This is a genomic window from Rhizobium sp. BK379 (assembly GCF_014193955.1).
In the GTDB taxonomy this organism is placed as follows: Bacteria; Pseudomonadota; Alphaproteobacteria; order Rhizobiales; family Rhizobiaceae; genus Rhizobium.
The window spans coordinates 2,084,335-2,106,007 of record NZ_JACIAD010000001.1; the positions used below are offsets into that span (position 1 = coordinate 2,084,335).

Consider the following 21,673-nt stretch of genomic DNA (forward strand, 5'->3'; position numbering starts at 1 on the left):
CGGTCAGTGCATTTGCCGGCAGACGATCCATGATCCTCAAGAATAGGGCAAAGTTCTCCTTACCAGGGGACGCAGCCAGCGCCACAGTCCAGGCCGATCCCACGAGAAGTTTCTCCGCTGCCCTCCAGCATGTCATGCAGGCACATGGCTTCCGCTTCTTTCTGGCTGCCAGCTTTCCGCAGGCTGACAAGCTCGGCTTTCGTGCCAACATCATCGCCGGCAACTGGCCGCAGGAGCTGATCGACCGCTACGACGCTTCCGATCTCTTTTGGCGCAGCCAGCTGATCGAGGATCTGAAGAAGACCATCATGCCGATCTATTCCGGCACGGGCATGTTCGCCCAGCCCGGCAACGCAAGCAACTCGGAAAAACTCGCCCGCAATTTCGAGGATCTCGGCCTTCACAACACGATCAGCTTTACACTGCATGACGCCATTCTCAGGCACTACGTCATCATGTTCTCTGGTCTGCGCAGCCCGCCCGACGAGCAGGAATGCGCGCGCATGGTCTTTGCCGTATTGAAGTCGCTGGACAGCTTCAGCCTGGCGACCGAGCCACCGCTCGCCGATTACGAGCGCCTGACGGTTCGCGAGATCGAATGCCTGCGCTGGTCAGCCTCCGGCAAGAGCAGCGAGGAGATCGCCATCATCCTGCATATTTCCGCCCATACGGTGAACGGTTACCTGAAGACGGCGATGCGCAAGCTCGATGCCGTCAACCGCATGCAGGCCGTCGTGAGAGCCTATCGTTTCCGCCTCATCTGAAGGCCTCCGGGCTCTAAGACGCTCCCTGGATTGAGGCCGCCTCAAGCAACGCCGCGCGGCCGCCGACGAGATATCTGCCGCCGCATATCAGCGGAGATCGGCATCAGGGAAAGGGGCCAGATTCCGCCAAACCGGGTGTGAACCGCCTCAACCTGCGCATGCAAGGCAATTACTTGCCTTATAGTTTTCGTTGTCGACAGAGCATGCTAAGCTCCTGGTGGGAGGGACATTTCCTAGGAGTTCTCTTGTCCGCCGAATACACGTCAGCCGATATAGTCCACGCCGCGGGCGATCCGCGGTATACAGACTCGCGTCAGCGCGCCGAAGCGGTTGCCGCGCGTCTGGTCACTGAACAGCATGACAGGCCATCACTCGTTTCCACTATCGTACGCGAAGTAGCAGCCGAGATCATCGAGGACATTCGCAAACCGGGCGATGACCTCAACTCCGTCGAGCTTGCACGGCGCTACAAGACAAGCCGGACGCCGATCCGCGAAGCATTGATGCTTCTGGAAAAGGAAGGGCTCGTCGAAATCCCGCCGCGCCGTCGCCCGCGCGTTGCCAGCCTTTCGATCAAGGAAATTCGCGATATCTACCGCGTCCGCGCCAATCTCCTGGAACTGATCGCAGGCGATATTGCGCGGGACGTGTCGCTGGACGATATCCGCACCCTCCAGCCAATCGTGCGGCTCATGGAAACCGCGAGCAAGGCCGGCGACGTGAACGCCTATTTCTGGGCAAATATCGACTTTCACGAACGCAACACCGAACTCGCAGGTAATCGCACGGTCAAGAAGATCGTCGATTCCCTGCTTTTGAGAACACTTCGCTTGCGCCGTATCAGTCTATCCCAGCCCGGCCGCCTGCAGAAATCCTACGAGGACCACGAACGCCTGTGCCGTGCCTATGAGGATCGCGATCCGATACTCGCAGCTGCGCTCATCCGATCCAACCATGTGACCGGTCTTTCGGTGCTTGAGAACATCTTTTCACAGTAAGGGACATCAGGGAAAACGGCATGACAGGCATTACCGACCTCTCAGTCCTTCTCGCGACGATGGAGCCGGAATTGGTGGCAGGCGAATTCGTCTATTGTGCCGTGCCGGCCTCGCGGCTGGAAGACTATCTCCATCTTCGCCCGCTTGCCCTGTTTCATGAAAAGGAAGGCCTGACACTCATCCTGCCGCAGGATAGGGCGACCGGGGCCGGCCTGCAGGCAAGCGCGCCGCTGCGGCAGATCACGCTGAAAGTGCATTCCTCACTTGAAGCCGTAGGCCTGACAGCCGCCTTCTCCCAGGCCTTGAAGGAGGTCGGCATCAGCGCCAACGTGGTCGCGGGCTATTACCACGACCACATTTTCGTGCCGGCCGGCGACGCCGATCGGGCCGTCGAAGCGCTGAGGCGGCTTTCGGCGGCGAGCCGGAGCTAAGCAATTCCAGCAAAATCGGTTTAGCTGGAACTGCTTGCAAACAGAAAATCAGGTCGGCGGTGCGTCGAGTGCGTGCAGAATGCCGCGCAACTCTGCAAGGCCGCGAAGACGGCCGATTGCCGGGTAGCCGGGTGTGACATTCTTCTGCAAGTCGTCAAGCATGCGGTGGCCGTGATCCGAACGGAAGACGATCGACTGGTCGGCGCTGCGGCGGCGGTCCTCAGCCACCAGTTCCTTCAGCACGGAAACCATGTTCACGTCGCCTTCAAGATGCGCGCTTTCATGGAAGGTGCGACCATCGCCCTCGCGGGTCGTGGCCCGAAGATGCGCGAAATAGATACGCGAGGCGAAACGGCGAGCAATCGCCGGCAGGTCGTTGCCGGCGCGCACGCCGAGGCTGCCGGTGCAATAGCACATGCCGTTGGCGGCCGCCGGGACGGCATCGAAAAGCGCCGCATAGTCCTCTGCCGTCGAAGCAATGCGCGGCAGACCAAAGAGCGAGCGCGGCGGGTCGTCGGGATGCAGCGTCAGCTTGACGCCGCGCGCTTCCGCAACCGGCACCACGGCCTCGAGGAATTCGATGAGATGCTGGCGAAGCTTCTTCGCGTCGATGCCCTGATAGGCAACAAGCTTCTCGCGGAAGGCCGGAATGGTCAGCGGTTCGGTTGTCGAACCGGGCAGAGCCGAGGTGATGATGCGGGTGACTTCGGCAATCTCCGCTTCCGTCATGCTTTCATAGACAGCCTTGGCTCGTGTCTTGTCTTCTTCAGAATATTCTTCGGCAGCACCGGGACGCTCCAGCACGAAAAGCTCGAAGGCGGCAAAACGCTCATGATCGAAGCGCATGGCGGTGGCGCCGGTCGGCGTCACGTAATCGAGGTCGGTGCGCGTCCAGTCAACGACCGGCATGAAATTGTAGCAGACAATCGGGATGCCGCAGGCGGCCACCGCCTCGAGGCTGGCGATCCAGGCCTCGATCTCCGCCTTTGCCTGACCACCCCTGCGCTTGACCGCATCGGGGATCGGAATGCTTTCGACGACGCTCCAGGTCAGCTGCGAACGTCCGGCCGGCGTGGTTTCGATCAGCGCCTGGCGCTCGCGTACTTCCGCCTCTGTCCAAGCACGGCCGATCGGCACCTGATGCAGCGACGAAACGATGTTCGTCGCACCCGTCTGGCGCACCTCATCCAGCGTGACCGGTGCCTCCGGCCCGAACCATCTCCAACCTTGCCGCATCTCGTCTTTCTCTCCTTTTGTATCTGCGTTTTGTCGTTCCGCCGTCAGCAGAAATAGTCGGGGAACTGCGAGCGCAGCTCCGCGACGTCAGGTATAACGGCGCTTAGGTGATGAATCATGGCTTCTCGCGCCGCCCCGATATCATGGGCAGCAATGGCGTCGCGGATCACCATATGTTCGCGCACGACATTGTCCATGCGCCCGAGCACCGGCAGCGTCAGCCGTCGTGCCCGGTCGATCTGCACCTTCACCGTCTTCAGAATGGTCCAGATGCCGGGATAGCCGGCAATCTGTGCGATCGCCTCGTGGAAGGCCTCGTCTTCTTCGTGAAAGCTCGAAGCGTTGCCGAGTGCGGCATGCGTCTTCTGGCGGGCGATGATCGCATCCAGCCGCGCAATATCGGCCCCCGTCGCAATGCCAGCGGCTATCTCGACCGTCGTCCCCTCAAGCGCCTTGCGCACGACGACCGCTTCCGGAATGGCCGAGACCGGCACTCGCGAAACCACCGTGCCCGATTGCGGATAGATATCGACGAGTCCACCCTCGGACAGTCTCAGCAGCGCCTCGCGCACCGGCGTTCGGCTCACACCGAAATCCTCTGCGATCCGCTTTTCCTGCAGCACGGTACCGGGCGGGATCCTCAGAGAGACGATATCGGCATGCAACCGCTCGTGGATTGCGACGGCCGTCGTCACGCGGCGGATCTTTCCGCCCGCGTCGTGGGGCGCCGGGAAGGCAAGGATTTCAGGGTCGGAAGCTTGCCGCATGCATGGTCTCGGGACGTTGACACTTTCGTGCATACTAGTATATCAATTGAACCCTGTTGCCAAGATATGCCGCGGAGGAGAACGGCGACATGGCATTGCACCCGGAGGAAAAGCTTCGAGCTGCGAGCATTTGATGCTGCCGGAAAGCCGGCGCATCGAAGCATTGGACGTGCATTGCGATGCAAACGGGCGGGCTCGGGGCAAAGGCCGGCACCGCCGCAAAGGAGGAGGATAGAATGAAGATTACACGCAGAACCTTCGTCGGCGGAGCTGCCGGCGTCGCCGCGGCCGGAATGTTGCCGCTTCGCGCTTTCGCACAGGCCAAGGCGCCGGCAAAGCCGGTCACCATCACCATCGTCGACGTCGCGGGCAACCTGGCGCTGACGCAGGGCATGTTCGAGAACTACGCCAAGGCCAAGCCTGAATTCGTCGCCAGCTTTTCCTTCACCAAGGCCCCCGCTCCGGAACTGCCGGCCAAGATCCAGGCCCAGCAGGCTGCCGGCAAGGTCGATATCGACCTCGTGCTGACAGGCACGGACGCGCTTTCGGCCGGTGTCGACCAGGGTCTCTGGGTCGACCTCTCCGCCAAGAAATCCGCCCTTCCCAATCTTGAAAGCATCCTGCTGCCGCAGGCTTTCAAGATGCAGGCACTCGCCAAGGACCAGGGCGTCGTCATCACCTACTACCCGTCCGGCCCGCTGATCGAATATATGCCGGACAAGGTGGCGACCCCGCCGAAGACGGCGCAGGAGTTGCTCGACTGGACGAAGCAGAACAAGAACAAGTTCCTCTATGCGCGCCCCGCCAATTCCGGCCCAGGCCGCACGCTGCTGATGGGACTGCCCTATCTTCTCGGCGACAGCAATCCGCGCGATCCGGTCAACGGCTGGGCCAAGACCTGGGAATATCTCGCCGCTCTCGGCGAAAACATCGAATATTACCCGACCGGCACCGCAGTGGTCTTCAAGGAACTCGGCGAAGGCACGCGTGACATCGTCGCAACCACCACCGGCTGGGACATCAACCCACGCGCGCTCGGCATCGTTCCCGAGGAAGCCAAGGTCGGCAAGCTCGAAGGCTTCCATTGGGTCACCGACGCTCACTATGCGGCGATCCCGAAAGGCGTTTCCGACGAGAAGGTTGGCGTTCTGCTCGACGTCCTGAACTTCATCTATCAGCCGCAACAGCAGGCAATCGCCTATGATGCAGGCTACTTCTATCCAGGCCCGGCGGTAAAGGATGTCACGCTCGAGATGGCGCCTGCAGAAAGCCAGGAAATCATCAAGGAATTCGGCCGGCCGGAATATGCCGACTGGATCGCCGGCAGCCCGCTGGAAGTGCCGCTCGAGCCCAAGCAGCTCGTCCAGGCTTTCCGCATCTGGGACGAGAAGATCGGCGCCAAGAAGGGCTGATTATCGGTGATTGAAATGAGCCGGCGCCGGGTGTCTCGGCGCCGGATTTCTAACGGCCATGGTTGCCGATAAATGGAGATTGCATTGACTTTGCCGGTTCAGAACGCAGCAACAGCGTCATCGCGGAAGAATGCGCGCCTTGAGCTCGATGGCATCAGGCGATCTTTCGGCGCCTATAACGCCCTTGATGGCATCGACCTCACGATCGAACCCGGCGAATTCATCGCACTTCTCGGCCCCTCCGGCTGCGGAAAATCCACCGCGCTGAACTGCATTGCCGGCCTGCTTGGCCTGTCCGGCGGCGAAATCCGCCTCGGCGGCAATCGCATCGACCAACTGGAGCCGGAAAAGCGCGGCTTCGGCATGGTCTTTCAAAGTTACGCCCTTTTCCCGCACATGAGCGTGCGCAAGAATGTCGGTTTCGGCCTTGCCATGCAGGGCATCAGCGGCGCGGAAGCCGACAAGCGCATCATCGATGCGCTGGCGCTCGTGCGCCTCGAAAGTCAAGCGGACAAGCTGCCCGGCCAGCTCTCCGGCGGCCAGCAACAGCGCGTGGCGATTGCCCGCGCAATCGTCATCCGCCCGCCGATCGTATTGATGGACGAGCCGCTCTCCAACCTCGACGCCAAGCTGCGCCTGGAAATGCGCGCCGAAATCCGCGGTATCCACGACCAGATCGGCTCGACGACCATCTATGTCACGCATGACCAGGACGAAGCCCTGTCGCTTGCCGACCGCATCGTTGTCATGAGCCAGGGTCATATCCAGCAGATCGGCACGCCTCAGGATCTCTACCAGCGCCCGGTCAATCTCAACGTCGCCGATTTCATGGGCTTCCGCACCCGCATTCCCGGGCGCGTCGTCTCCATCTCCGGCAGCGAGGCCGAAATCGAGGCCGCGGGTGCGCGGCTGACCGGCACGATGCGCGACACATTGAAGGTCGGCGATGCCGCAGTGCTCTCCGTGCGTCCTGAAGATCTCGTTGCGACCACCGACGACAGCGGCATTCCCGTCATTGTCGCGAACACCGAATATCGCGGGCGCGCCTTCTTCGGTATGGCTCGTTCGGCGGACGGATCGGAGCTATATTTCCGCTCCGATGATGCGTTGCCGCGCGGCTCTGCCACCACTCTGCAGCCCGTCGCGGGCCGTTCGCTGGTCTTCAAAGGGGCGCCAGCATGAATGGCGGTCCCTCACTGAAAACCCGGCTTGCCGCTCAGGGCCTTGACGGCACGACATTGCTGGTGCTGCCAGGCCTGATCTTCATGATCGCCCTCTTCATCTACCCCTTCGTCTACGGCGTTGCGGATTCACTGATGCCGAAGGATGGCGGCGTCTGGTACGAAAATTACGCGAAGTTCTTCTCGGACCAGTTCCAGTACGGCACGATCGCCAATACGATGTGGCTTGCCTTGCCGGTCACGATCGTCAACCTGGCCTTCGCCGTCCCGGTTGCGTTTCGCGTCCGACTGATGCGGCGACAGCGGCTACTGACGACAATCCTCGTACTGCCGATTACGCTCGGTACTGTCTTCGTCGCCGATGGTCTGCTGACTTTTCTCGGCCCGCGCGGCTGGTTCAACGAGACGCTCATCCTGTTCGGCATCCTGGATTCACCGGTCAAGCTCACCAACAATTACTGGGGTGTTTTCGCCTCGCTGCTGATTACCGGCTTCCCCTTCGCCTTCCTGCTGACGTTGTCCTATATCACCGGCATCGACCCGGCGATCGAGCAGGCTGCCGCCACGCTCGGCGCCAATGCGCGCCAGCGCTTTACGCGCGTGTTCCTGCCGCTCCTGGTGCCCGGTCTCGCCGTGACTTTCTGCCTTTCCTTCGTGCAGGCTTTTGCCGTCTTCCCGTCCGCCGTCCTGCTCGGCGCGCCGGCTGGTCCGACACGCGTCATCTCGATTGCAGCCTATCAAGCCGCCTTCGAGCAATATGATCATTCCTACGGCACGGCGATCGCCATTATCATGGGTGGCGTCGAGCTCATTGTTGTCGTCGCCGTCCTCGGTGCGCGTTCCTTCTTCTACCGCGGCCCGGCCGGCGGCACGAAAGGCTAAGCCATGATCCGTGACCAGGGCCTTACCTCGAAGATCTGGCGCATCGCCGTCTGGGCGCTCGCGACCCTCTTTGTCCTCAACCTGCTTGCGGTCATCGCGGCCGTGATCGTCAACTCTTTCGCCACACGCTGGCTCGGCACATGGCTGCCGCGCGGCTGGACGGATCGTTGGTATTTCAGCGCCTGGAGCGAATTCCAGCTATCCAGCGTCGTCATCGTTACCTTCGAGATGGCCTTTGTCGTCGTCATTATCTCGGGCATTCTGGGCGTATTGACAGCCTATGCTCTGGCGCGGCGCGATTTCCCGGGCAAGCGCGCCATCATTCTGCTCTTCCTGCTGCCGCTGCTGATCCCACCGCTGACCTACGGCATTCCGCTGGCAACAGTGCTCTACCAGCTCGGGCTCGGCGGCACCTTCTGGGGCGTGGTGCTGATCAACCTCGTGCCGTCTTTCCCCTTCGTCGTGCTCGTCATGATCCCGTTCATCGAGCAGATCGATCCGCGCATCGAGGCCGCCGCCCGTGTCTTCGGTGCCGGCACCACCAGCCTCTTTATCCGCATTCTACTGCCGCTCCTGCTGCCCGGCATGCTGGCAGCACTTCTGCTCGTCCTGGTGCGCACGCTCGCGATGTTCGAGCTGACCTTCCTCATCGCCGGACCGCAGACCCAGACGCTTGTCGTCTCTCTTTATTACGCGGTCTTCGCATCCGGCGTACGAGCCAGCCAATCAATCGATGCGATGGCGGTGATCTATATGGTGACGACGCTCTTCTGGCTCATCATCGCGCTGCAATTCGTCAATCCGACCCAGATCGTCGCCCGCGCCAAGCAGCAATCGGCGCATTAAGGCATGTCGCGCAACGCGTGAATCGGTTTTGCGCGACATGCTGAAAAGACGCCGCTGCCGGAAACCGGCCGCAGCCATTTCAATCAGTAGACTTCGGGAACATACATTTCCGGCGGAACCGGGGTGCGGTGGTAGTCATCGTGACGCACGCGATCCGGCAGCACGATCCCTTCCTTCGGAACGTCCTCATACGGGATCTGGCCGAGCAGATGGGCGATGCAATTGAGGCGCGCGCGTTTCTTGTCGACGGCCTGAACAACCCACCACGGCGCTTCCTCAATATGGGTGCGGGCGAGCATTTCTTCCTTGGCCTTGGTATATTCCTCCCAATGGACGCGGCTCTGCAGGTCCATCGGCGAGAGCTTCCACTGCTTCAGCGGATCGTGGATGCGCATGTTGAAGCGGAACTCCTGCTCCTCATCGGTGATCGAGAACCAGTACTTGATGAGGATGATGCCGGAGCGGACCAGCATGCGCTCGAATTCCGGCACGGAGCGGAAGAACTCTTCCAGCTCGTCCTTCGTGCAGAAGCCCATGACCCGCTCGACGCCGGCACGGTTGTACCAACTGCGGTCGAAGAGCACCATCTCGCCCGCCGACGGCAGATGCGGCGTGTAGCGCTGGAAATACCACTGGTTCCGCTCGCGTTCGGTCGGCGCCGGCAGCGCCACGACGCGGCAGACGCGCGGATTGAGGCGTTGGGTCACACGCTTGATTGCACCGCCCTTGCCGGCGGAATCGCGGCCCTCGAAAAGCACGACCACCTTCAATTTCTTGTACTGGACCCAGTCCTGAAGACGGACCAGCTCATGCTGCAGGCGGAAGAGCTCGCGGAAATAGAGTTTGCGCTCGAGCGTCTGTTCCGCTTCGCCGGACATGCCCTCGGCGACCAGCTCGTCGAGCCGGTCCTCCTCCATCTGCATTTCCAGCTCCTCGTCGAAGCTGTCGGCGATTTCGTTCTTGATACGGTCGAGCTGAGTGTTTTCGATCATGGCACGCTCCCTGTTCAATTCGCTCGATAAAGCACGTTCTCGCCATAGCTATATGACAGAGTTGCGACGATCGAAAATTTGCTTTGACAAAACGCAAAACTGGCAAGCGCAAAAGACCGTCCGCCGGGCCTTTGGTGATCAGCCAGCCAGGTAGCGGCAGCTTGTACCAAGTCAAGTTTTATGTATACATTGATACCGCTGAGCAATTTTCGCGACAATGGCGTTTTCCTCTGGAGGAGAGAAGAAAAACGTTCAGGTCGCGGCATATCTCCGGGAGAGAGATATGATGCGCAACAATGGGAGGAGTATACATGATTTCGTTTTCAAGAAGACTATTGATAGCAGGCGCGGCGCTCGCCACGCTTGCTGGGGCGCCTGCATTTGCGCAGGAAACGGTGAAGATCGGCGTGATCCTGCCGATGACAGGTCCTTTTGCCTCAACCGGCCGTCAGGTCGAGGCCGGCGCCCGCGCATACATGGCAATCAATGGCGACACGGTTGCAGGCAAGAAGATCGAGCTCGTGCTGCGTGACGACGCGGGCACGGCCGACCAGACCCGCCGCATCGCCCAGGAACTCGTCGTCAATGATGGCGTCAAGATGCTCGTCGGCTTCGGCCTGACGCCGCTTGCCATGGGTGTCGCCCCGGTTCTCAACCAGGCAAAGGTTCCGGCGATCATCACCTCGGCCACGACCTCGGCCATCATGAAACAGTCGCCCTATTTCGTGCGCACCTCGATGGGCGGTCCGCAATCCGCCGTTCCGGTTGCCACCTGGGCAGTCCAGAACAACCTCAAGCGGGTCGTCACGCTGGTAACCGACTATGGTCCGGGTATCGACATCGAGAAGGGCTTTACCGACCAGTTCAAGAAAGAAGGTGGCACGGTTGTCGAAGCACTCCGCGTTCCCCTGCAGAACCCCGATTTTGCACCCTTCCTTCAGCGTGTACGCGACGCCAAGCCCGATGCCCTCTTCGTCTTCGTGCCATCGGGTGTCGGCGCAATCTTCATGAAGCAGTTCGTCGATCGCGGTCTTGCCGACGCCGGCATCAAGCTGATCGCCACCGGCGACGTCACCGATGACGATCTCCTGAATGGCATGGGACCGGCCGCCAGGGGCGTCATCACCGGTCATTTCTATTCGACCGATCACGACAGCCCGGAAAACAAGGCTTTCGTCGCCGAAGTGCGCAAAGCCAACAAGAACATGCGCCCGAACTTCATGTCGGTCGGCGGCTATGATGCCATGCATGTCGCCTATGCCGCCCTCGAAAAGACCGGCGGTGGCACCGATGGCACCAAGCTCGTCGATGCCATGAAGGGCATGGAATTCGTCAGCCCGCGCGGGCCCATCACCATCGATCCTGATACACGCGACATCGTGCAGGATATCTACATGCGCGAGGTCAAGGAGAAGAACGGCGAACTCTACAATGTCGAGTTCGCGACCTATCCGAAGATCCACGATCCGAATACGGCTGCCAAGTAAGCCAGGGAACAGGCGGCGGAAGCAATTCCGCCGCCTGGATGCAGTGAGGTCTCATGCTGACAATCCTGTTCGACGGCATCGCCTATGGCATGCTTCTCTTTGTTCTCGCCTGCGGATTGTCGGTCACGCTAGGTCTGATGAATTTCGTCAATCTGGCGCACGGCGCCTTTGCCATGGCTGGCGGCTACGTCACCGTCATCATGATGAACCGCTATGGCATTTCCTTTTATTGGTGCCTGCCTGCCGCCTTCATCGTCACCGCACTCGTTGGCGTCGCGCTGGAACGGTTACTGTACCGGCGCCTCTATTCGGCTTCCCATCTTGATCAGGTGCTATTTTCGATCGGCCTCGTCTTCATGGCGATATCGGCCATCGATTATTTCATGGGCGGCCAGCAGCAACTGATCAACCTGCCACCCGAACTCAGCGGCCGCTTCGGCTTTCTGGGCATCGATATCGGCCGTTACCGGCTCTTCATCATCGTCATCTGCGCGGTTCTGACCGTCGCACTGCAATTGGCGCTCACCCGCACCCGCTTCGGCAGCCAGCTTCGCGCCGCTGTCGATGACGGACGTGTCGCACGCGGCATGGGCATCAATGTCTCCGTCATCTTCGCACTGACCTTCGCGCTGGGCTCCGGCCTTGCCGGCCTCGGCGGTGCGCTCGGCACCGAACTGCTGGGTCTCGACCCGAACTTTCCGCTGAAATACCTGATCTATTTCATGATCGTTGTCACTGTCGGCGGCACCTCGTCGATAACAGGCCCCTTCATTGCCGCGTTGCTGCTCGGCATTGCCGATGTCGCCGGTAAATACTACGTGCCGCAGCTCGGCGCCTTCATCATCTACGCCGTGATGATCCTCGTGCTGATCGTCAGGCCCCATGGCCTCTTCTCCCGGGAGGGCGGCCGATGAGCGGCGAACACGGCAACGCCTCCAGCAAGGCCATGGAACTCCTGAAGCGCGCCGGCCGCTGGCAGATCTGGGAATTCGCTCTCTGGCTGGTCGCCATCGCCGCGATCTTCACGTTGCCGTCGCAGATGCTGATCCTGACGGAGATCGCCATTCTTGCACTCTTCGCCGTCTCTCTGGATCTCATCCTCGGTTATGCCGGCATCGTCTCGCTCGGTCATACCGCCTTCTTCGGCCTCGGCGCTTATGCCGCTGGTCTGTTTGCAATTTATGTCTCAGGCGAGCCCGTCATCGGCCTGGTGGCCGCCGCCCTCGTCAGCGGCCTCTTCGGCTTGCTGACGAGCTTCCTCGTGCTGCGCGGCTCCGACCTTACCCGCCTCATGACAACGTTCGGCGTCGCCATGCTACTCGCCGAACTCGTCAACCAGGCCGCCTGGCTCACCGGCGGCGCCGACGGCCTGAGCGGCGTGATGCTGAACCCGATCCTGGGCTATTTCGAATTCGATCTCTGGGGCCGCACCGGATACATCTACTGCCTGATTGTGCTTGTCGTTCTGACCTACATTGCACGGCGTATCGTCAACTCACCCTTTGGCCTGTCTCTCAAGGCGATCAAGCGCAACCAGCGCCGAGCCTCCATGCTCGGCATCTCGCCCACCCGCCGCATCGTCGCGGTCTATACGATCTCGGCTGCCTATGCCGGCATCGCGGGCGCGCTGCTGACGCAGACGACCAGCTTCGTCTCGCCCGACGTGCTTGCTTTCCACCGTTCTGCAGAGGTGCTGCTGGTGCTTGTCATCGGCGGCGTCGGCTATCTCTATGGCGGCGTCTTCGGAGCCGTCATCTTCTCCATCCTGCGCAACTGGCTGTCGGTCATCACGCCGCAATATTGGATGTTCTGGATCGGTCTCGTCCTGATCATCATCGTTCTGGTTGGCCGCGAGCGTCTGACCCGCTGGCAGACCTTGTTGCCCGGTGCTGCGCGCCACCGGCAACAGGCAAACATGCAGCATACCATTGCGGAGGAGAGCAAATGACGATTGCCCTCGAAACACGCCATCTCATCAAACGCTTCGGCGGCTTCGTCGCCACCAACGATGTCTCGCTGCAAATCCGCCATGGCGCACGCCACGCCCTCATAGGCCCGAACGGCGCCGGCAAGACCACGATCATCAACCTGCTGACTGGCGTTCTGACGCCGAACAGCGGCGAGATCCTGCTTGCCGGCGAGGATATCACCGGCGTTTCCTCCTATCGCCGCGTCGGCAAGGGCCTGTCCCGCACCTTCCAGATCAACCAGCTCTTCGGTGATTTCACGCCACTCGATTCCGTCATGCTGGCGATCAGCGAGCGCAAGGGCCATGGTCGCTTCGCCTGGCGGCCGCTTTCGGCAGACCGCGAAGTTGCCGATGAAGCAGCCGCCTTGCTTGAGCGCTTCCGCCTTGTCGATGTCATGGGCATGCCGACGACGCTGCTGCCCTACGGCAAGCAGCGCCTCCTGGAGATCGCCCTTGCGATTGCGATGCAGCCGAAAGTGCTGCTGCTCGACGAGCCGGCCGCCGGCGTTCCCGAAGAAGAGCGCCATGAGGTTCTCGGCATCGTCCGCGAACTGCCCGCCAATGTTACGGTCGTGCTGATCGAACACGACATGGATCTCGTCTTCTCCTTCGCGGACCGTATTTCGGTGCTCGCTGCCGGTGCTCTCTTTGCCGAAGGCACCGTCGCCGAAATCTCCAAAGACCCGCAGGTCAAAGCCATCTATCTCGGGGAGGATGCCTGATGGCCGAATTGCTTCGGGTCGAACGCCTCATCGCCGGTTATGGTGAAGCCCATGTGCTTGCCAAGGTCGATTTTACGCTGGAGGAAGGCCGCTCTCTGGCCTTGCTCGGCCGCAACGGCGCGGGCAAGACGACCCTGCTCAACACCATTATCGGCGTCACCACCCACCACGCCGGTTCCATCCACCTGCAGCAGCGCGACATCACCCGGCTGCGCGCGGAAAAGCGTGCTCCCCTCGGCATCGGCTGGGTGCCGCAGGAGCGCAATATCTTCCGTTCGCTGACGGTAGAGGAAAACCTGACGGCGAGCGCGCGGCCCGGCGCCTGGAATGTCGCCCGCATCTACCAGATGTTCCCGCGGCTGCAGGAACGTCGCCGCAACCTCGGCAACCAATTGTCAGGCGGCGAGCAGCAAATGCTCGCCATCGCCCGCGCCCTGATGCTCAATCCGAAGGTGCTGCTGCTCGATGAGCCGCTGGAGGGCCTCGCGCCGATCATCGTCGATGAACTGCTGGCAGCGCTGCGCCGCATCGTCACCGGCGAAGGCATGTCGGCAATCATCGTTGAGCAGAAGGCCCGTAAAGTATTGCCGCTGACGGACGAGGTCATCGTGCTCGAACGTGGCGCGGTGACCTACCGCGACACATCCGAAGCACTTCTCGCCTCACCGGAAATCCTCGAAGCACATCTCAGCGTCTAGATTTATGCCTCGCGCGGCGGCACGCGGGTAATGCGCGCGCCGAGCGCGTTGAGCCGCTCCTCGATCCGCTCATATCCCCGCTCGATCTGCTGGGCATTGTTGATGACGCTCGTTCCTTCGGCGCACATGGCAGCAATCAGCATCGCCATGCCGGCGCGAATGTCGGGGCTCTCCACCTGCGCAGCACGCAGCTTGGACGGGCCGGCGACGATCGCGCGGTGCGGATCGCAAAGCACGATACGCGCACCCATGGTAATCAGCTTGTCGACGAAGAACATCCGGCTTTCGAACATCTTTTCGAACATCAGCACCACACCATCGCACTGCGAGGCGGTGACGATGGCAATCGACATGGTATCGGCCGGGAAAGCCGGCCAGGGCTGATCCTCGATCTTCGGAATATGCCCGCCGAAATCCGGCTGGATCTTCATTTCCTGACCCGCCGGTACGACAAGATCGTCGCCCTCGATGCGGCAGCGGATACCGAGACGCTCGAAGGTCATCAGCGTCGAGCGCAGATGCTCAACACCCGCGCGTCGGATGACGATCTCGGAACCGGTGACGGCAGCAAGGCCGATGAGCGAGCCAATCTCGTTATGGTCAGGGCCGATGCGGTGTGAGGCACCGCCGAGAGGCTGGCCGCCATGAATGATCATCGTATTGGTGCCGATACCTTCGATCTTGGCACCCATGGCGATGAGGAAATGGGCGAGATCCTGGACATGCGGCTCGGAGGCGCAATTGCGCAGAATCGTCTTGCCTTCGGCGGCCACAGCCGCGCAGAGCGCATTTTCCGTGGCAGTGACTGACGGTTCGTCAAGGAAGACGTCCGCACCGCGCAGGCGCCTGGCGCGAAAACTATAGGATCCGTTGACGCTGATCTCGGCGCCTAGCTGTTCAAGTGCCAGGAAATGCGTGTCGACGCGGCGGCGGCCGATGACATCGCCACCCGGCGGCGGCAAAGTGATCTCGCCGCAACGAGCCAGCATCGGGCCGGCAAGCAGGATGGACGCGCGAATGCGGGCGCACAACGCCGGATCGAGATCGGCCGGCTTGAGATCGCTCGGCTCGATCTCAAGTTCGTTGCGGCCGAGCCAGCGCGCCTTGGCGCCGACGGACTGGATCAGTTCGACCAGCGCTTCGACGTCGCGGATACGCGGCACGTTGGTCAGATACACAAGCTTGTCGGTCAGCAGCGAAGCGGCAATGATCGGCAAGGCGGCATTCTTGTTGCCGCTCGGCTGGATCTCGCCGGCAAGGCGATGGCCGCCCTCGACGATGTACTGAATTCGCTCATGCGGCTGGGCCTGTGCCACTGCTGTCATCCTTGTTCGATTCGATTTTCAGGAGGCATATCTGCGTTGTCTTTGTGACATCGGAGTGATCGCCGATCGGGAAGAGTGGCTGTTCTAACAGCTGCCATGCGTGGTCGGCTAGAGGCAATGCGCGAGGACGAATCCATGAAAAACGGCGCCCTCCCGAGCGCCGTCGTTAACACCGTGGATGGTGGTGTCGGAGTTCAGCTCTTCTTGCTACGCCAGCTGTCGGCGTAATTCTCGCGAGCTTCACGGGAATAGGGAGTGGGCGAAACACGCACGCGGATTTCCGCCTGCTTGTGCGGTTCGACCGAGGTCTTGCCTGACCCACCGTCGGGTTCGCCCCAGACGAGGGTCAGCACATCGCCAACCTCAACATCGGCATCGACAATGCCGAGCGAGAGCATGCAGCGCTCATTGTAGCTATAGCCATTGAACATCGACATGCCGACCATCTTGCCGTCGCGCATGATCTTGTCGGCGCTGGTCGAGGCATAGTTCGGCTGCGGGAAATCGATCCACTTGAAATGATCCTCACCCGGACGGAAGGCCGAGGCGATGACGTTGACGACATCTTCGGCATTCCACTCGAAGGTCACCTTCTTGCGGCTCGTCTGGCCCTTCATTTTTTCGAGTGCCGACTTGCCGACGAAGTCGTCCTTCTTCCAGCCGATGTAGAAGTCGTAGCCGAGTTCGAACGGATTGACGTAATAGTCCTCGATATTGCTGGTAACGAAGCTGCCGCCGATGGCGCCTGTCGCCTCGTAGCTGTCGCCGCCGAGCCAGTCGCGATAGGCAGCCAGCATGCCATCACCTGTATAGATGCCCGGCAGTGGCGACGGGATCCAGCCGGATTCCAGCGTATTGGTGGAATAGGCGCGGCTCCCGCAGCGTACGAGATCGACGCCCGCCGCCTTTGCCGACTCCAGGATGACCGAGTGGATATAGGCCTTGTCCTCGTAGGGACCCCAGATTTCCAGGCCCGGCGCGCCGGACATGCCGTGACGCAGCGCATTCACGGTCTTCGAGCCGACCTTGATCTTGTCGACATGGAAGAACTTGATGTCGGGGATCGGTCCGCCATTCATCCTCTCGAAGATCTTTGGGGCATCCGGTCCCTGGATCTGATAGCGGTAATGCGTGCGCAGCACGCGTTCGCCTTCAGGTCGCGAGGGCGAGCGCGGATCATATTTCAGGCGCACGTTCCACTTGCCGTAAGCGGCGCAGAACATCAGCCAGTTGGAGGTCGGCGAGCGGCCGACGAGGATGAACTTGTCCTCGCGTTCGCGGAAGATGATCTGGTCGCCGATCACATGACCGGCCGGCGTGACCGGCACGAAATGCTTGGCGCGGTTCGTATCGAAATTCGAGAAGGAGTTGACGCCGTGATAGGCGAGGAACTTCTCCGCGTCAGGACCTTCGACCGTCAACTCGTCCATATGGTGCGACTGATCGAAGAGGACGGCGGAGTTGCGCCATGCGGCCTGCTCCGAACGCCAGTTGGAGAACTCGGCCGCAACGACCGGGTATACATACATGCCGACCTTGGAATTGCGCAGCAACTCCACCGTATTGCCAGCCGACTTCAAAACTTCGGATAGGTTCGATCTCGCCACCTGATGTCCTCCCATTGGCATGCGATAATGTATACATGAAATGCCCAATGCGATCAGATTGCAAGCCTATTTTGTCCCGACAACGCCCAGGCCAATGCTCCGAAAATGAAAAAAGGCGGCCACAGGCCGCCCTTCAGAACCGGGAATTATCTGAAATTACCGATGAATCAGCGCGAGTCCCCTGATCTGTTCGATCAGTGTTGGGTCTTCCGCCAGAATGTATTCAAGATTGCGCCGCGCCGTACGGGCATGCTCCCTGGCGATCGCTTCCGCGCGGCTGCCTTCGCGCGCTTCGATCGCGCTGACGAGCGCCCTGTGCTGGTCCTGCGCGGAGCGCAGCGAACGACGGAAGGCGGTGATATCAGCTTTGTCCGGCAGGAACGCCGAGGGCGAGGCAAAAGGCAGCGAGCTTGCCCGCTCCACCTCACGCCTGATGATCTCGCTGCCGGCAAGCGCTGCAAGCTGATGGTGGAATTTTTCGTTCAGGTCGGAATAGGCATCGAAATCAACATCGTCGAGCTGCTCGCCGAAACAGGCGTCGAGCTTCAGCACCGTCTGCCTGATATCTGCGAGCGCATCGGGTGCGGCGCCGCGTTCCGCAGCGAGCCTTGCCGCCATGCCTTCCATGACACCGCGCACTTCTATGGAATCAACCACATCGGCAAAACCGAAGCGGCGGACGACAAAGCCGCCATTTGGCAGGCGATCGAGCAGCCCCTCCTCCGTCAGCCGGGACATGGCCTCGCGCACGGGAGTGCGTGAAATATCGAGCGCCTCCGCCAGCGGCACTTCGAAGAGGCGCGTTCCGCCCTGCAGCTCACCGCTCAAAATCTTTTCCCGCAACTCGATAACGGCGCGACGGCCATGTGTTGCGGCTTCACTCTGCTTCATCGGCGCCTCCAATCCCGGCTAAATGTATATAGCAGCCGGAACGCATACAAAACCCCACCCTGAGCCGGCATCCTAACACATAATTGTATGCATCATACCAAAGTCTCTTCGCCAAATTGGCGTTTATGAAAGTCGATCCACTCCCATCTCTTGACACAATGTATACATTTATGATGTCTGATTTGCGGGAGGAAAATCGATGGCAACGCTCGCGCTCATTCCGGGGCTCGTGTCCGACAGCATTGTCTGGGCGCCGCTTGCCGATGCCGTTGGGCACCGCATGCCCGTGCACGCGGCTGATGTTTCGCGTGCTTCCTCGATATCGGGCATGGCAGAAAATGTTCTCGCCGCCACTGAAGGCGATTTGATTGTGGTCGGCCATTCCATGGGCGGACGCGTCGCCATGGAAATGGCTCGTATCGCACCGGATCGCATTCGCGGACTGGTCCTTGCCAATACCGGCCACCATCCGAAACGCGATGGCGAGGAAGTCAAACGCCAACAAATGATGGATCTTGGCCATCGCAGCATGGATGAACTGGCGGATCAATGGCTGCCGCCCATGCTCCATCCTGACCGACTGTCAGATGCCGGCTTGATCGGCCATCTGCGCACCATGGTGTTACGGGCCGGCGCTGATGTCCATGAGCGACAGATTCGAGCGCTTATCAATCGGCCGAACGCCGGCGCCTATATGGCCGAACTCAGCTGTCCCATCCTGCTCATTGCTGCTCGTCAGGATGGTTGGAGCCCGATTACCCAGCATCAGGAAATCGCCGAAGCAGCACGCGATGCGGAACTCGTCATCATCGAAGATGCTGGCCATTTCGGCCCCGTGGAGCGCCCGGCCGAGGTGACGTCCGCGATCATCGATTGGCTGACGCGCAGATTTGGAGGAATTTATGCCTGAGAATAGCGGGACCATCCCCGATACGCCGCTTTTCGACCGCGCCGGGTCGATCCGCGGCTACCGGCTCAACAAGATGGCGATGGCGCTCGGCCAGGCGGAAAATCGCGACGCGTTCAAGGCGGATGAGGATGCCTATCTCACCCGCTTCGGCCTGAACAACGAGGAAAAGGTCGCCGTCAAAAACCGCGACTGGCACGAGATGGTCCGCATTGGCGGCAACCTGTTCTTCATCCTGAAGATCGCCGCTGTCGACCCGACGCCGATCACTCAGATCGGCGCCGCCCAGGCCGGCATGTCGCATGAGGATTTTCTCTACGAAAGGCTGGGAAAGAAAAGACATGGCTAGGATCATAGGTGGCCTTGGGACGAGCCACGTCCCATCGATCGGTGCCGCACTGGACAAAGGCCTGCGCGACACCCCGGACTGGAAGCCCTTCTTCGATGGCTACGAAGCCGGCAAGCAATGGATGCGTGAGGCAAAACCCGATATCGCCGTCGTGATCTTCAACGACCACGGCAACAGCTTCTTCCTCGACCGCGTGCCGACTTTCGCAGTGGGCGTAGCGGAAACCTATCAGCCGGTCGACGAAGGCTGGGGGCCACGCCCCATTCCCGCCTTCGACGGTGCTGCCGATTTCTCCTGGCATTTTGTCGATAGGCTGGTCGAGCGCCATTTCGATCCGCTGGTCTGCCGCGAGATCGAGGTCGATCACGGCTTGCAGGTGCCCATGGAACTGTTCTTCGGCCGGCCGGAGCGCTGGCCGGTCAAGGTTCTGCCGATCTGGGTGAACACCATCCAGTATCCGATCCCCACACCGCAGCGCTGCTGGGAGATGGGCAAGGTGCTGCGCGAGGCGATCGAAAGCTGGCCCGGCGACGAACGCGTTGTCATTCTCGGCACCGGCGGCCTGTCGCATCAGCTGCAGGGCGCGCGTGCCGGCTTCATAAACCAGGCGGCTGACCGCGCCTGGCTTGACGGCATCGCCGCCAACCCGGAACCTTACCGCGCCATGAGCCGCGAGGATTACGTCGAGCAATTCGGTTCCGAAGGCGCCGAACTCATCATGTGGCTGGTCATGCGCGCCGCCATGAACGAGCAGGTCAATCTCATCCACAAGCACTATCACGCGCCGGCCTCCATGACCGGTGCCGGCATGGTCGTGCTGGAAAACGCCGCCTGATGCCGGTCTTTTTCCTCATGCGCTGCCTGCATCATCAAGGGCAGGATACTGCCCGCGATCTGCAGCGCGCGGCCCATCGCGCCTGGGTCCAATCCGGCGGCGAAGGCCTCGCGACAGTGCTGATCGGCTCTGCCTTGCACGATGACGGTGGAGTCTCTATCGGCAATTTCGGGATACTGGAGACGGCAGGTCTTGCCGAAGCAAAAGCCTTTGCTGAAGGCGACCCTTTCAACAAGGCAGGCATTGTGGCAAAGATCGAACTTACGCCATTGCCGGCGACATTCCAGGCCGGGCGCATCAGCGATCCGATGACACCAAGGACATAGAATTCGAGTTCCGCACCAGCGGGAGGGGGTGCCCCGGAGAGGGGCAGATGAGGGGGCTGGCAAAGCAAGGTAGGGAACGATCGAAACGAGAGTGACGGTCGCTTGTGCGCTAAGGCCCCCTCATCCGCGCTATGCGGTCCCGAACCGATTGCTCACCCCTTCTGGGGCTTCCGCCGCAATTCCAGCACACGTCCGACAGTTTCTTCCAGCCCGCCAGTTTGCCCGAGACCGCACGCTCCTATGCGTTCCTGCACCTCGGCAATCTCCATCGCCAACCCGCCACGAAGCCCAAGCGCATCGAGCGTCGCAGCGCTTTCGCGCATCTCTGCCGCCCGCCGGCGCCCATGTCGCGTCGTGCGCTCCATCTGATATTCGGCAAATTGCGGCCAGTTGAGGCCAGGGAAAGAACCGGAAAGAGATGAAAGGATCTCTTCGTAGCAACCTGACGCCTTCGCCGCGAGCAAGGCCTCGACTGTGATCGCCTCCAATCCTTTGACGAATAGCGAGCGCACCATCTTGATTGCTGTCGCAGCACCAGCTGCCGGGCCTGCAATCTCGGCAGAAAACCCTAGGGCCAAAAGCTCCGGCAGCAACCTCTCAGCAGGAGCACCGGCAAGTAAAACGGGCGTCTGGTGTTTGCGAGGATGGACCGGCGCCATGACAGCCATGTCGAGATAATCGCAGCCTGCGGCTTCCACAGCGGCTGCCGTCTCCCGCTTTCGGCCTGGTGAAACGGAATTGATATCAATCATCACCTGCCCCTGCCGCAGATGTGGCAGGAGCGGTTCGACGGCAAGCAGGCTCTGGTCGGCGGTCACAGCGCTAAACACCCAATCCGCTTCCGAAAGTCCCGCGATGCCCTCGGAAATCTCGGCGCCACGGGTGCACATCGCCTCGCGTATAGCTTCGCCCCCTGAAGCGAGCAGGATATCATAGGCGATGAAACTCAGACCCGGCCGGCTCAACCCCTCATGAAGCGCTCTTGCTGCTTCGCCATAGCCCAGAAACCCGATCCTCATCTCAGTCTCCTATTTTGCGAAGGACGACG

23 protein-coding genes are annotated in these 21,673 nt (G+C 60.9%); 16 read left to right on the top strand and 7 right to left on the bottom strand.

Annotated elements, in window-relative coordinates; all coding sequences use genetic code 11:
* Window positions 1-29: 29 nt before the first annotated feature.
* The 3 genes from FHT93_RS10585 (at window position 30) to FHT93_RS10595 (ending at window position 2,193) form a co-directional block, all read left to right on the top strand.
* The gene (locus FHT93_RS10585; RefSeq protein WP_112543917.1) at window positions 30-764 is read left to right on the top strand and encodes a helix-turn-helix transcriptional regulator; all 735 of its coding nucleotides are present in this window, start codon (window positions 30-32) and stop codon (window positions 762-764) included.
* A gap of 245 nt (window positions 765-1,009) precedes the next feature.
* Complete coding sequence (locus tag FHT93_RS10590; RefSeq protein ID WP_183847409.1) at window positions 1,010-1,762, top strand: GntR family transcriptional regulator; 753 nt, start codon at window positions 1,010-1,012, stop codon at window positions 1,760-1,762.
* 20 nt (window positions 1,763-1,782) lie between these two features.
* Window positions 1,783-2,193, top strand: coding sequence for an ACT domain-containing protein (locus FHT93_RS10595; RefSeq protein WP_113014883.1), 411 nt, complete (start codon window positions 1,783-1,785; stop codon window positions 2,191-2,193).
* A 48-nt stretch (window positions 2,194-2,241) separates the two neighbouring features.
* On the opposite strand, the gene uxuA is transcribed toward FHT93_RS10595, so the two are convergent.
* Together uxuA and FHT93_RS10605 are read right to left on the bottom strand one after the other, a co-directional pair.
* Window positions 2,242-3,429: a mannonate dehydratase gene (gene uxuA / locus FHT93_RS10600; RefSeq protein ID WP_183847411.1), complete on the bottom strand. Its 1,188-nt coding sequence runs from the start codon at window positions 3,427-3,429 to the stop codon at window positions 2,242-2,244.
* Window positions 3,430-3,473: 44 nt separating this feature from the next.
* On the bottom strand, window positions 3,474-4,196 hold the full coding sequence (locus tag FHT93_RS10605) for a GntR family transcriptional regulator (protein WP_018114715.1): 723 nt from the start codon (window positions 4,194-4,196) through the stop codon (window positions 3,474-3,476).
* 236 nt (window positions 4,197-4,432) lie between these two features.
* On the opposite strand from FHT93_RS10605, the gene FHT93_RS10610 reads away from it, so the two are divergent.
* The 4 genes from FHT93_RS10610 to FHT93_RS10625 all read left to right on the top strand — a co-directional run bounded on the left by FHT93_RS10610 (window position 4,433) and on the right by FHT93_RS10625 (window position 8,517).
* Window positions 4,433-5,608, top strand: coding sequence for an extracellular solute-binding protein (locus FHT93_RS10610; RefSeq protein WP_113209962.1), 1,176 nt, complete (start codon window positions 4,433-4,435; stop codon window positions 5,606-5,608).
* A 72-nt stretch (window positions 5,609-5,680) separates the two neighbouring features.
* A complete protein-coding gene (locus FHT93_RS10615; protein WP_112543914.1) occupies window positions 5,681-6,790 on the top strand; it encodes an ABC transporter ATP-binding protein in 1,110 nt (369 codons plus the stop codon).
* On the top strand, window positions 6,787-7,671 hold the full coding sequence (locus tag FHT93_RS10620) for an ABC transporter permease subunit (protein ID WP_018114718.1): 885 nt from the start codon (window positions 6,787-6,789) through the stop codon (window positions 7,669-7,671). The genes FHT93_RS10615 and FHT93_RS10620 overlap by 4 nt, the downstream gene beginning before the upstream one ends.
* A gap of 3 nt (window positions 7,672-7,674) precedes the next feature.
* Window positions 7,675-8,517 carry an ABC transporter permease subunit gene (locus tag FHT93_RS10625; protein ID WP_018114719.1) on the top strand — a complete coding sequence of 281 codons (843 nt, stop codon included), beginning with the start codon at window positions 7,675-7,677 and terminating at the stop codon, window positions 8,515-8,517.
* An 83-nt stretch (window positions 8,518-8,600) separates the two neighbouring features.
* Here FHT93_RS10625 and ppk2 read toward each other — a convergent pair whose 3' ends face one another.
* Window positions 8,601-9,509, bottom strand: a complete 909-nt coding sequence (gene ppk2, locus FHT93_RS10630; protein WP_018114720.1) for a polyphosphate kinase 2 — start codon at window positions 9,507-9,509, stop codon at window positions 8,601-8,603.
* Between the two features lie 311 nt (window positions 9,510-9,820).
* On the opposite strand from ppk2, the gene FHT93_RS10635 reads away from it, so the two are divergent.
* The 5 genes from FHT93_RS10635 to FHT93_RS10655 are packed head-to-tail and all read left to right on the top strand — an operon-like array spanning window position 9,821 to window position 14,385.
* A complete protein-coding gene (locus tag FHT93_RS10635; RefSeq protein WP_183847413.1) occupies window positions 9,821-10,996 on the top strand; it encodes an ABC transporter substrate-binding protein in 1,176 nt (391 codons plus the stop codon).
* Between the two features lie 53 nt (window positions 10,997-11,049).
* On the top strand, window positions 11,050-11,910 hold the full coding sequence (locus tag FHT93_RS10640) for a branched-chain amino acid ABC transporter permease (RefSeq protein WP_018114722.1): 861 nt from the start codon (window positions 11,050-11,052) through the stop codon (window positions 11,908-11,910).
* Complete coding sequence (locus tag FHT93_RS10645) at window positions 11,907-12,944, top strand: branched-chain amino acid ABC transporter permease (protein WP_183847415.1); 1,038 nt, start codon at window positions 11,907-11,909, stop codon at window positions 12,942-12,944. The genes FHT93_RS10640 and FHT93_RS10645 overlap by 4 nt, the downstream gene beginning before the upstream one ends.
* Window positions 12,941-13,687, top strand: coding sequence for an ABC transporter ATP-binding protein (locus tag FHT93_RS10650; protein WP_018114724.1), 747 nt, complete (start codon window positions 12,941-12,943; stop codon window positions 13,685-13,687). The genes FHT93_RS10645 and FHT93_RS10650 overlap by 4 nt, the downstream gene beginning before the upstream one ends.
* Window positions 13,687-14,385: an ABC transporter ATP-binding protein gene (locus FHT93_RS10655; RefSeq protein ID WP_018114725.1), complete on the top strand. Its 699-nt coding sequence runs from the start codon at window positions 13,687-13,689 to the stop codon at window positions 14,383-14,385. The genes FHT93_RS10650 and FHT93_RS10655 overlap by 1 nt, the downstream gene beginning before the upstream one ends.
* A gap of 2 nt (window positions 14,386-14,387) precedes the next feature.
* Here the strand turns inward: FHT93_RS10655 and murA are convergent, their stop codons facing one another.
* The 3 genes from murA to FHT93_RS10670 form a co-directional block, all read right to left on the bottom strand.
* A complete protein-coding gene (gene murA, locus FHT93_RS10660) occupies window positions 14,388-15,701 on the bottom strand; it encodes a UDP-N-acetylglucosamine 1-carboxyvinyltransferase (protein ID WP_348649765.1) in 1,314 nt (437 codons plus the stop codon).
* A gap of 203 nt (window positions 15,702-15,904) precedes the next feature.
* Window positions 15,905-17,317 carry an aminomethyltransferase family protein gene (locus tag FHT93_RS10665; RefSeq protein ID WP_113204136.1) on the bottom strand — a complete coding sequence of 471 codons (1,413 nt, stop codon included), beginning with the start codon at window positions 17,315-17,317 and terminating at the stop codon, window positions 15,905-15,907.
* 156 nt (window positions 17,318-17,473) lie between these two features.
* A complete protein-coding gene (locus FHT93_RS10670) occupies window positions 17,474-18,208 on the bottom strand; it encodes a GntR family transcriptional regulator (RefSeq protein WP_113204137.1) in 735 nt (244 codons plus the stop codon).
* 199 nt (window positions 18,209-18,407) lie between these two features.
* On the opposite strand from FHT93_RS10670, the gene FHT93_RS10675 reads away from it, so the two are divergent.
* From FHT93_RS10675 to FHT93_RS10690, 4 genes are read left to right on the top strand one after another with little or no spacing between them, the layout of a single operon-like run.
* Window positions 18,408-19,118: an alpha/beta hydrolase gene (locus FHT93_RS10675; RefSeq protein WP_113204138.1), complete on the top strand. Its 711-nt coding sequence runs from the start codon at window positions 18,408-18,410 to the stop codon at window positions 19,116-19,118.
* Window positions 19,111-19,464 carry an extradiol ring-cleavage dioxygenase gene (locus FHT93_RS10680; protein WP_113204139.1) on the top strand — a complete coding sequence of 118 codons (354 nt, stop codon included), beginning with the start codon at window positions 19,111-19,113 and terminating at the stop codon, window positions 19,462-19,464. Before FHT93_RS10675 ends, FHT93_RS10680 begins: the two co-directional genes overlap by 8 nt.
* Window positions 19,457-20,299: a class III extradiol dioxygenase family protein gene (locus tag FHT93_RS10685; protein WP_112971269.1), complete on the top strand. Its 843-nt coding sequence runs from the start codon at window positions 19,457-19,459 to the stop codon at window positions 20,297-20,299. The genes FHT93_RS10680 and FHT93_RS10685 overlap by 8 nt, the downstream gene beginning before the upstream one ends.
* A complete protein-coding gene (locus tag FHT93_RS10690; protein ID WP_113116773.1) occupies window positions 20,299-20,625 on the top strand; it encodes a YciI family protein in 327 nt (108 codons plus the stop codon). The genes FHT93_RS10685 and FHT93_RS10690 overlap by 1 nt, the downstream gene beginning before the upstream one ends.
* 152 nt (window positions 20,626-20,777) lie before the next feature.
* On the opposite strand, the gene FHT93_RS10695 is transcribed toward FHT93_RS10690, so the two are convergent.
* On the bottom strand, window positions 20,778-21,644 hold the full coding sequence (locus FHT93_RS10695) for a DUF1932 domain-containing protein (RefSeq protein WP_113146639.1): 867 nt from the start codon (window positions 21,642-21,644) through the stop codon (window positions 20,778-20,780).
* Window positions 21,645-21,673 lie beyond the last annotated feature (29 nt).

Coding starts and splice junctions, on each gene's coding strand:
- FHT93_RS10620 (WP_018114718.1), top strand. CDS start 6,787: ATGAATGGCGGTCCCTCACTGAAAACCCGGCTTGCCGCTCAGGGCCTT.
- uxuA (WP_183847411.1), bottom strand. CDS start 3,429: ATGCGGCAAGGTTGGAGATGGTTCGGGCCGGAGGCACCGGTCACGCTG.
- FHT93_RS10655 (WP_018114725.1), top strand. CDS start 13,687: ATGGCCGAATTGCTTCGGGTCGAACGCCTCATCGCCGGTTATGGTGAA.
- ppk2 (WP_018114720.1), bottom strand. CDS start 9,509: ATGATCGAAAACACTCAGCTCGACCGTATCAAGAACGAAATCGCCGAC.
- FHT93_RS10605 (WP_018114715.1), bottom strand. CDS start 4,196: ATGCGGCAAGCTTCCGACCCTGAAATCCTTGCCTTCCCGGCGCCCCAC.
- FHT93_RS10615 (WP_112543914.1), top strand. CDS start 5,681: ATGGAGATTGCATTGACTTTGCCGGTTCAGAACGCAGCAACAGCGTCA.
- FHT93_RS10625 (WP_018114719.1), top strand. CDS start 7,675: ATGATCCGTGACCAGGGCCTTACCTCGAAGATCTGGCGCATCGCCGTC.
- FHT93_RS10685 (WP_112971269.1), top strand. CDS start 19,457: ATGGCTAGGATCATAGGTGGCCTTGGGACGAGCCACGTCCCATCGATC.
- FHT93_RS10610 (WP_113209962.1), top strand. CDS start 4,433: ATGAAGATTACACGCAGAACCTTCGTCGGCGGAGCTGCCGGCGTCGCC.
- FHT93_RS10690 (WP_113116773.1), top strand. CDS start 20,299: ATGCCGGTCTTTTTCCTCATGCGCTGCCTGCATCATCAAGGGCAGGAT.
- FHT93_RS10675 (WP_113204138.1), top strand. CDS start 18,408: ATGGCAACGCTCGCGCTCATTCCGGGGCTCGTGTCCGACAGCATTGTC.
- FHT93_RS10650 (WP_018114724.1), top strand. CDS start 12,941: ATGACGATTGCCCTCGAAACACGCCATCTCATCAAACGCTTCGGCGGC.
- FHT93_RS10640 (WP_018114722.1), top strand. CDS start 11,050: ATGCTGACAATCCTGTTCGACGGCATCGCCTATGGCATGCTTCTCTTT.
- FHT93_RS10670 (WP_113204137.1), bottom strand. CDS start 18,208: ATGAAGCAGAGTGAAGCCGCAACACATGGCCGTCGCGCCGTTATCGAG.
- FHT93_RS10635 (WP_183847413.1), top strand. CDS start 9,821: ATGATTTCGTTTTCAAGAAGACTATTGATAGCAGGCGCGGCGCTCGCC.
- FHT93_RS10645 (WP_183847415.1), top strand. CDS start 11,907: ATGAGCGGCGAACACGGCAACGCCTCCAGCAAGGCCATGGAACTCCTG.
- FHT93_RS10585 (WP_112543917.1), top strand. CDS start 30: ATGATCCTCAAGAATAGGGCAAAGTTCTCCTTACCAGGGGACGCAGCC.
- FHT93_RS10680 (WP_113204139.1), top strand. CDS start 19,111: ATGCCTGAGAATAGCGGGACCATCCCCGATACGCCGCTTTTCGACCGC.
- FHT93_RS10695 (WP_113146639.1), bottom strand. CDS start 21,644: ATGAGGATCGGGTTTCTGGGCTATGGCGAAGCAGCAAGAGCGCTTCAT.
- FHT93_RS10595 (WP_113014883.1), top strand. CDS start 1,783: ATGACAGGCATTACCGACCTCTCAGTCCTTCTCGCGACGATGGAGCCG.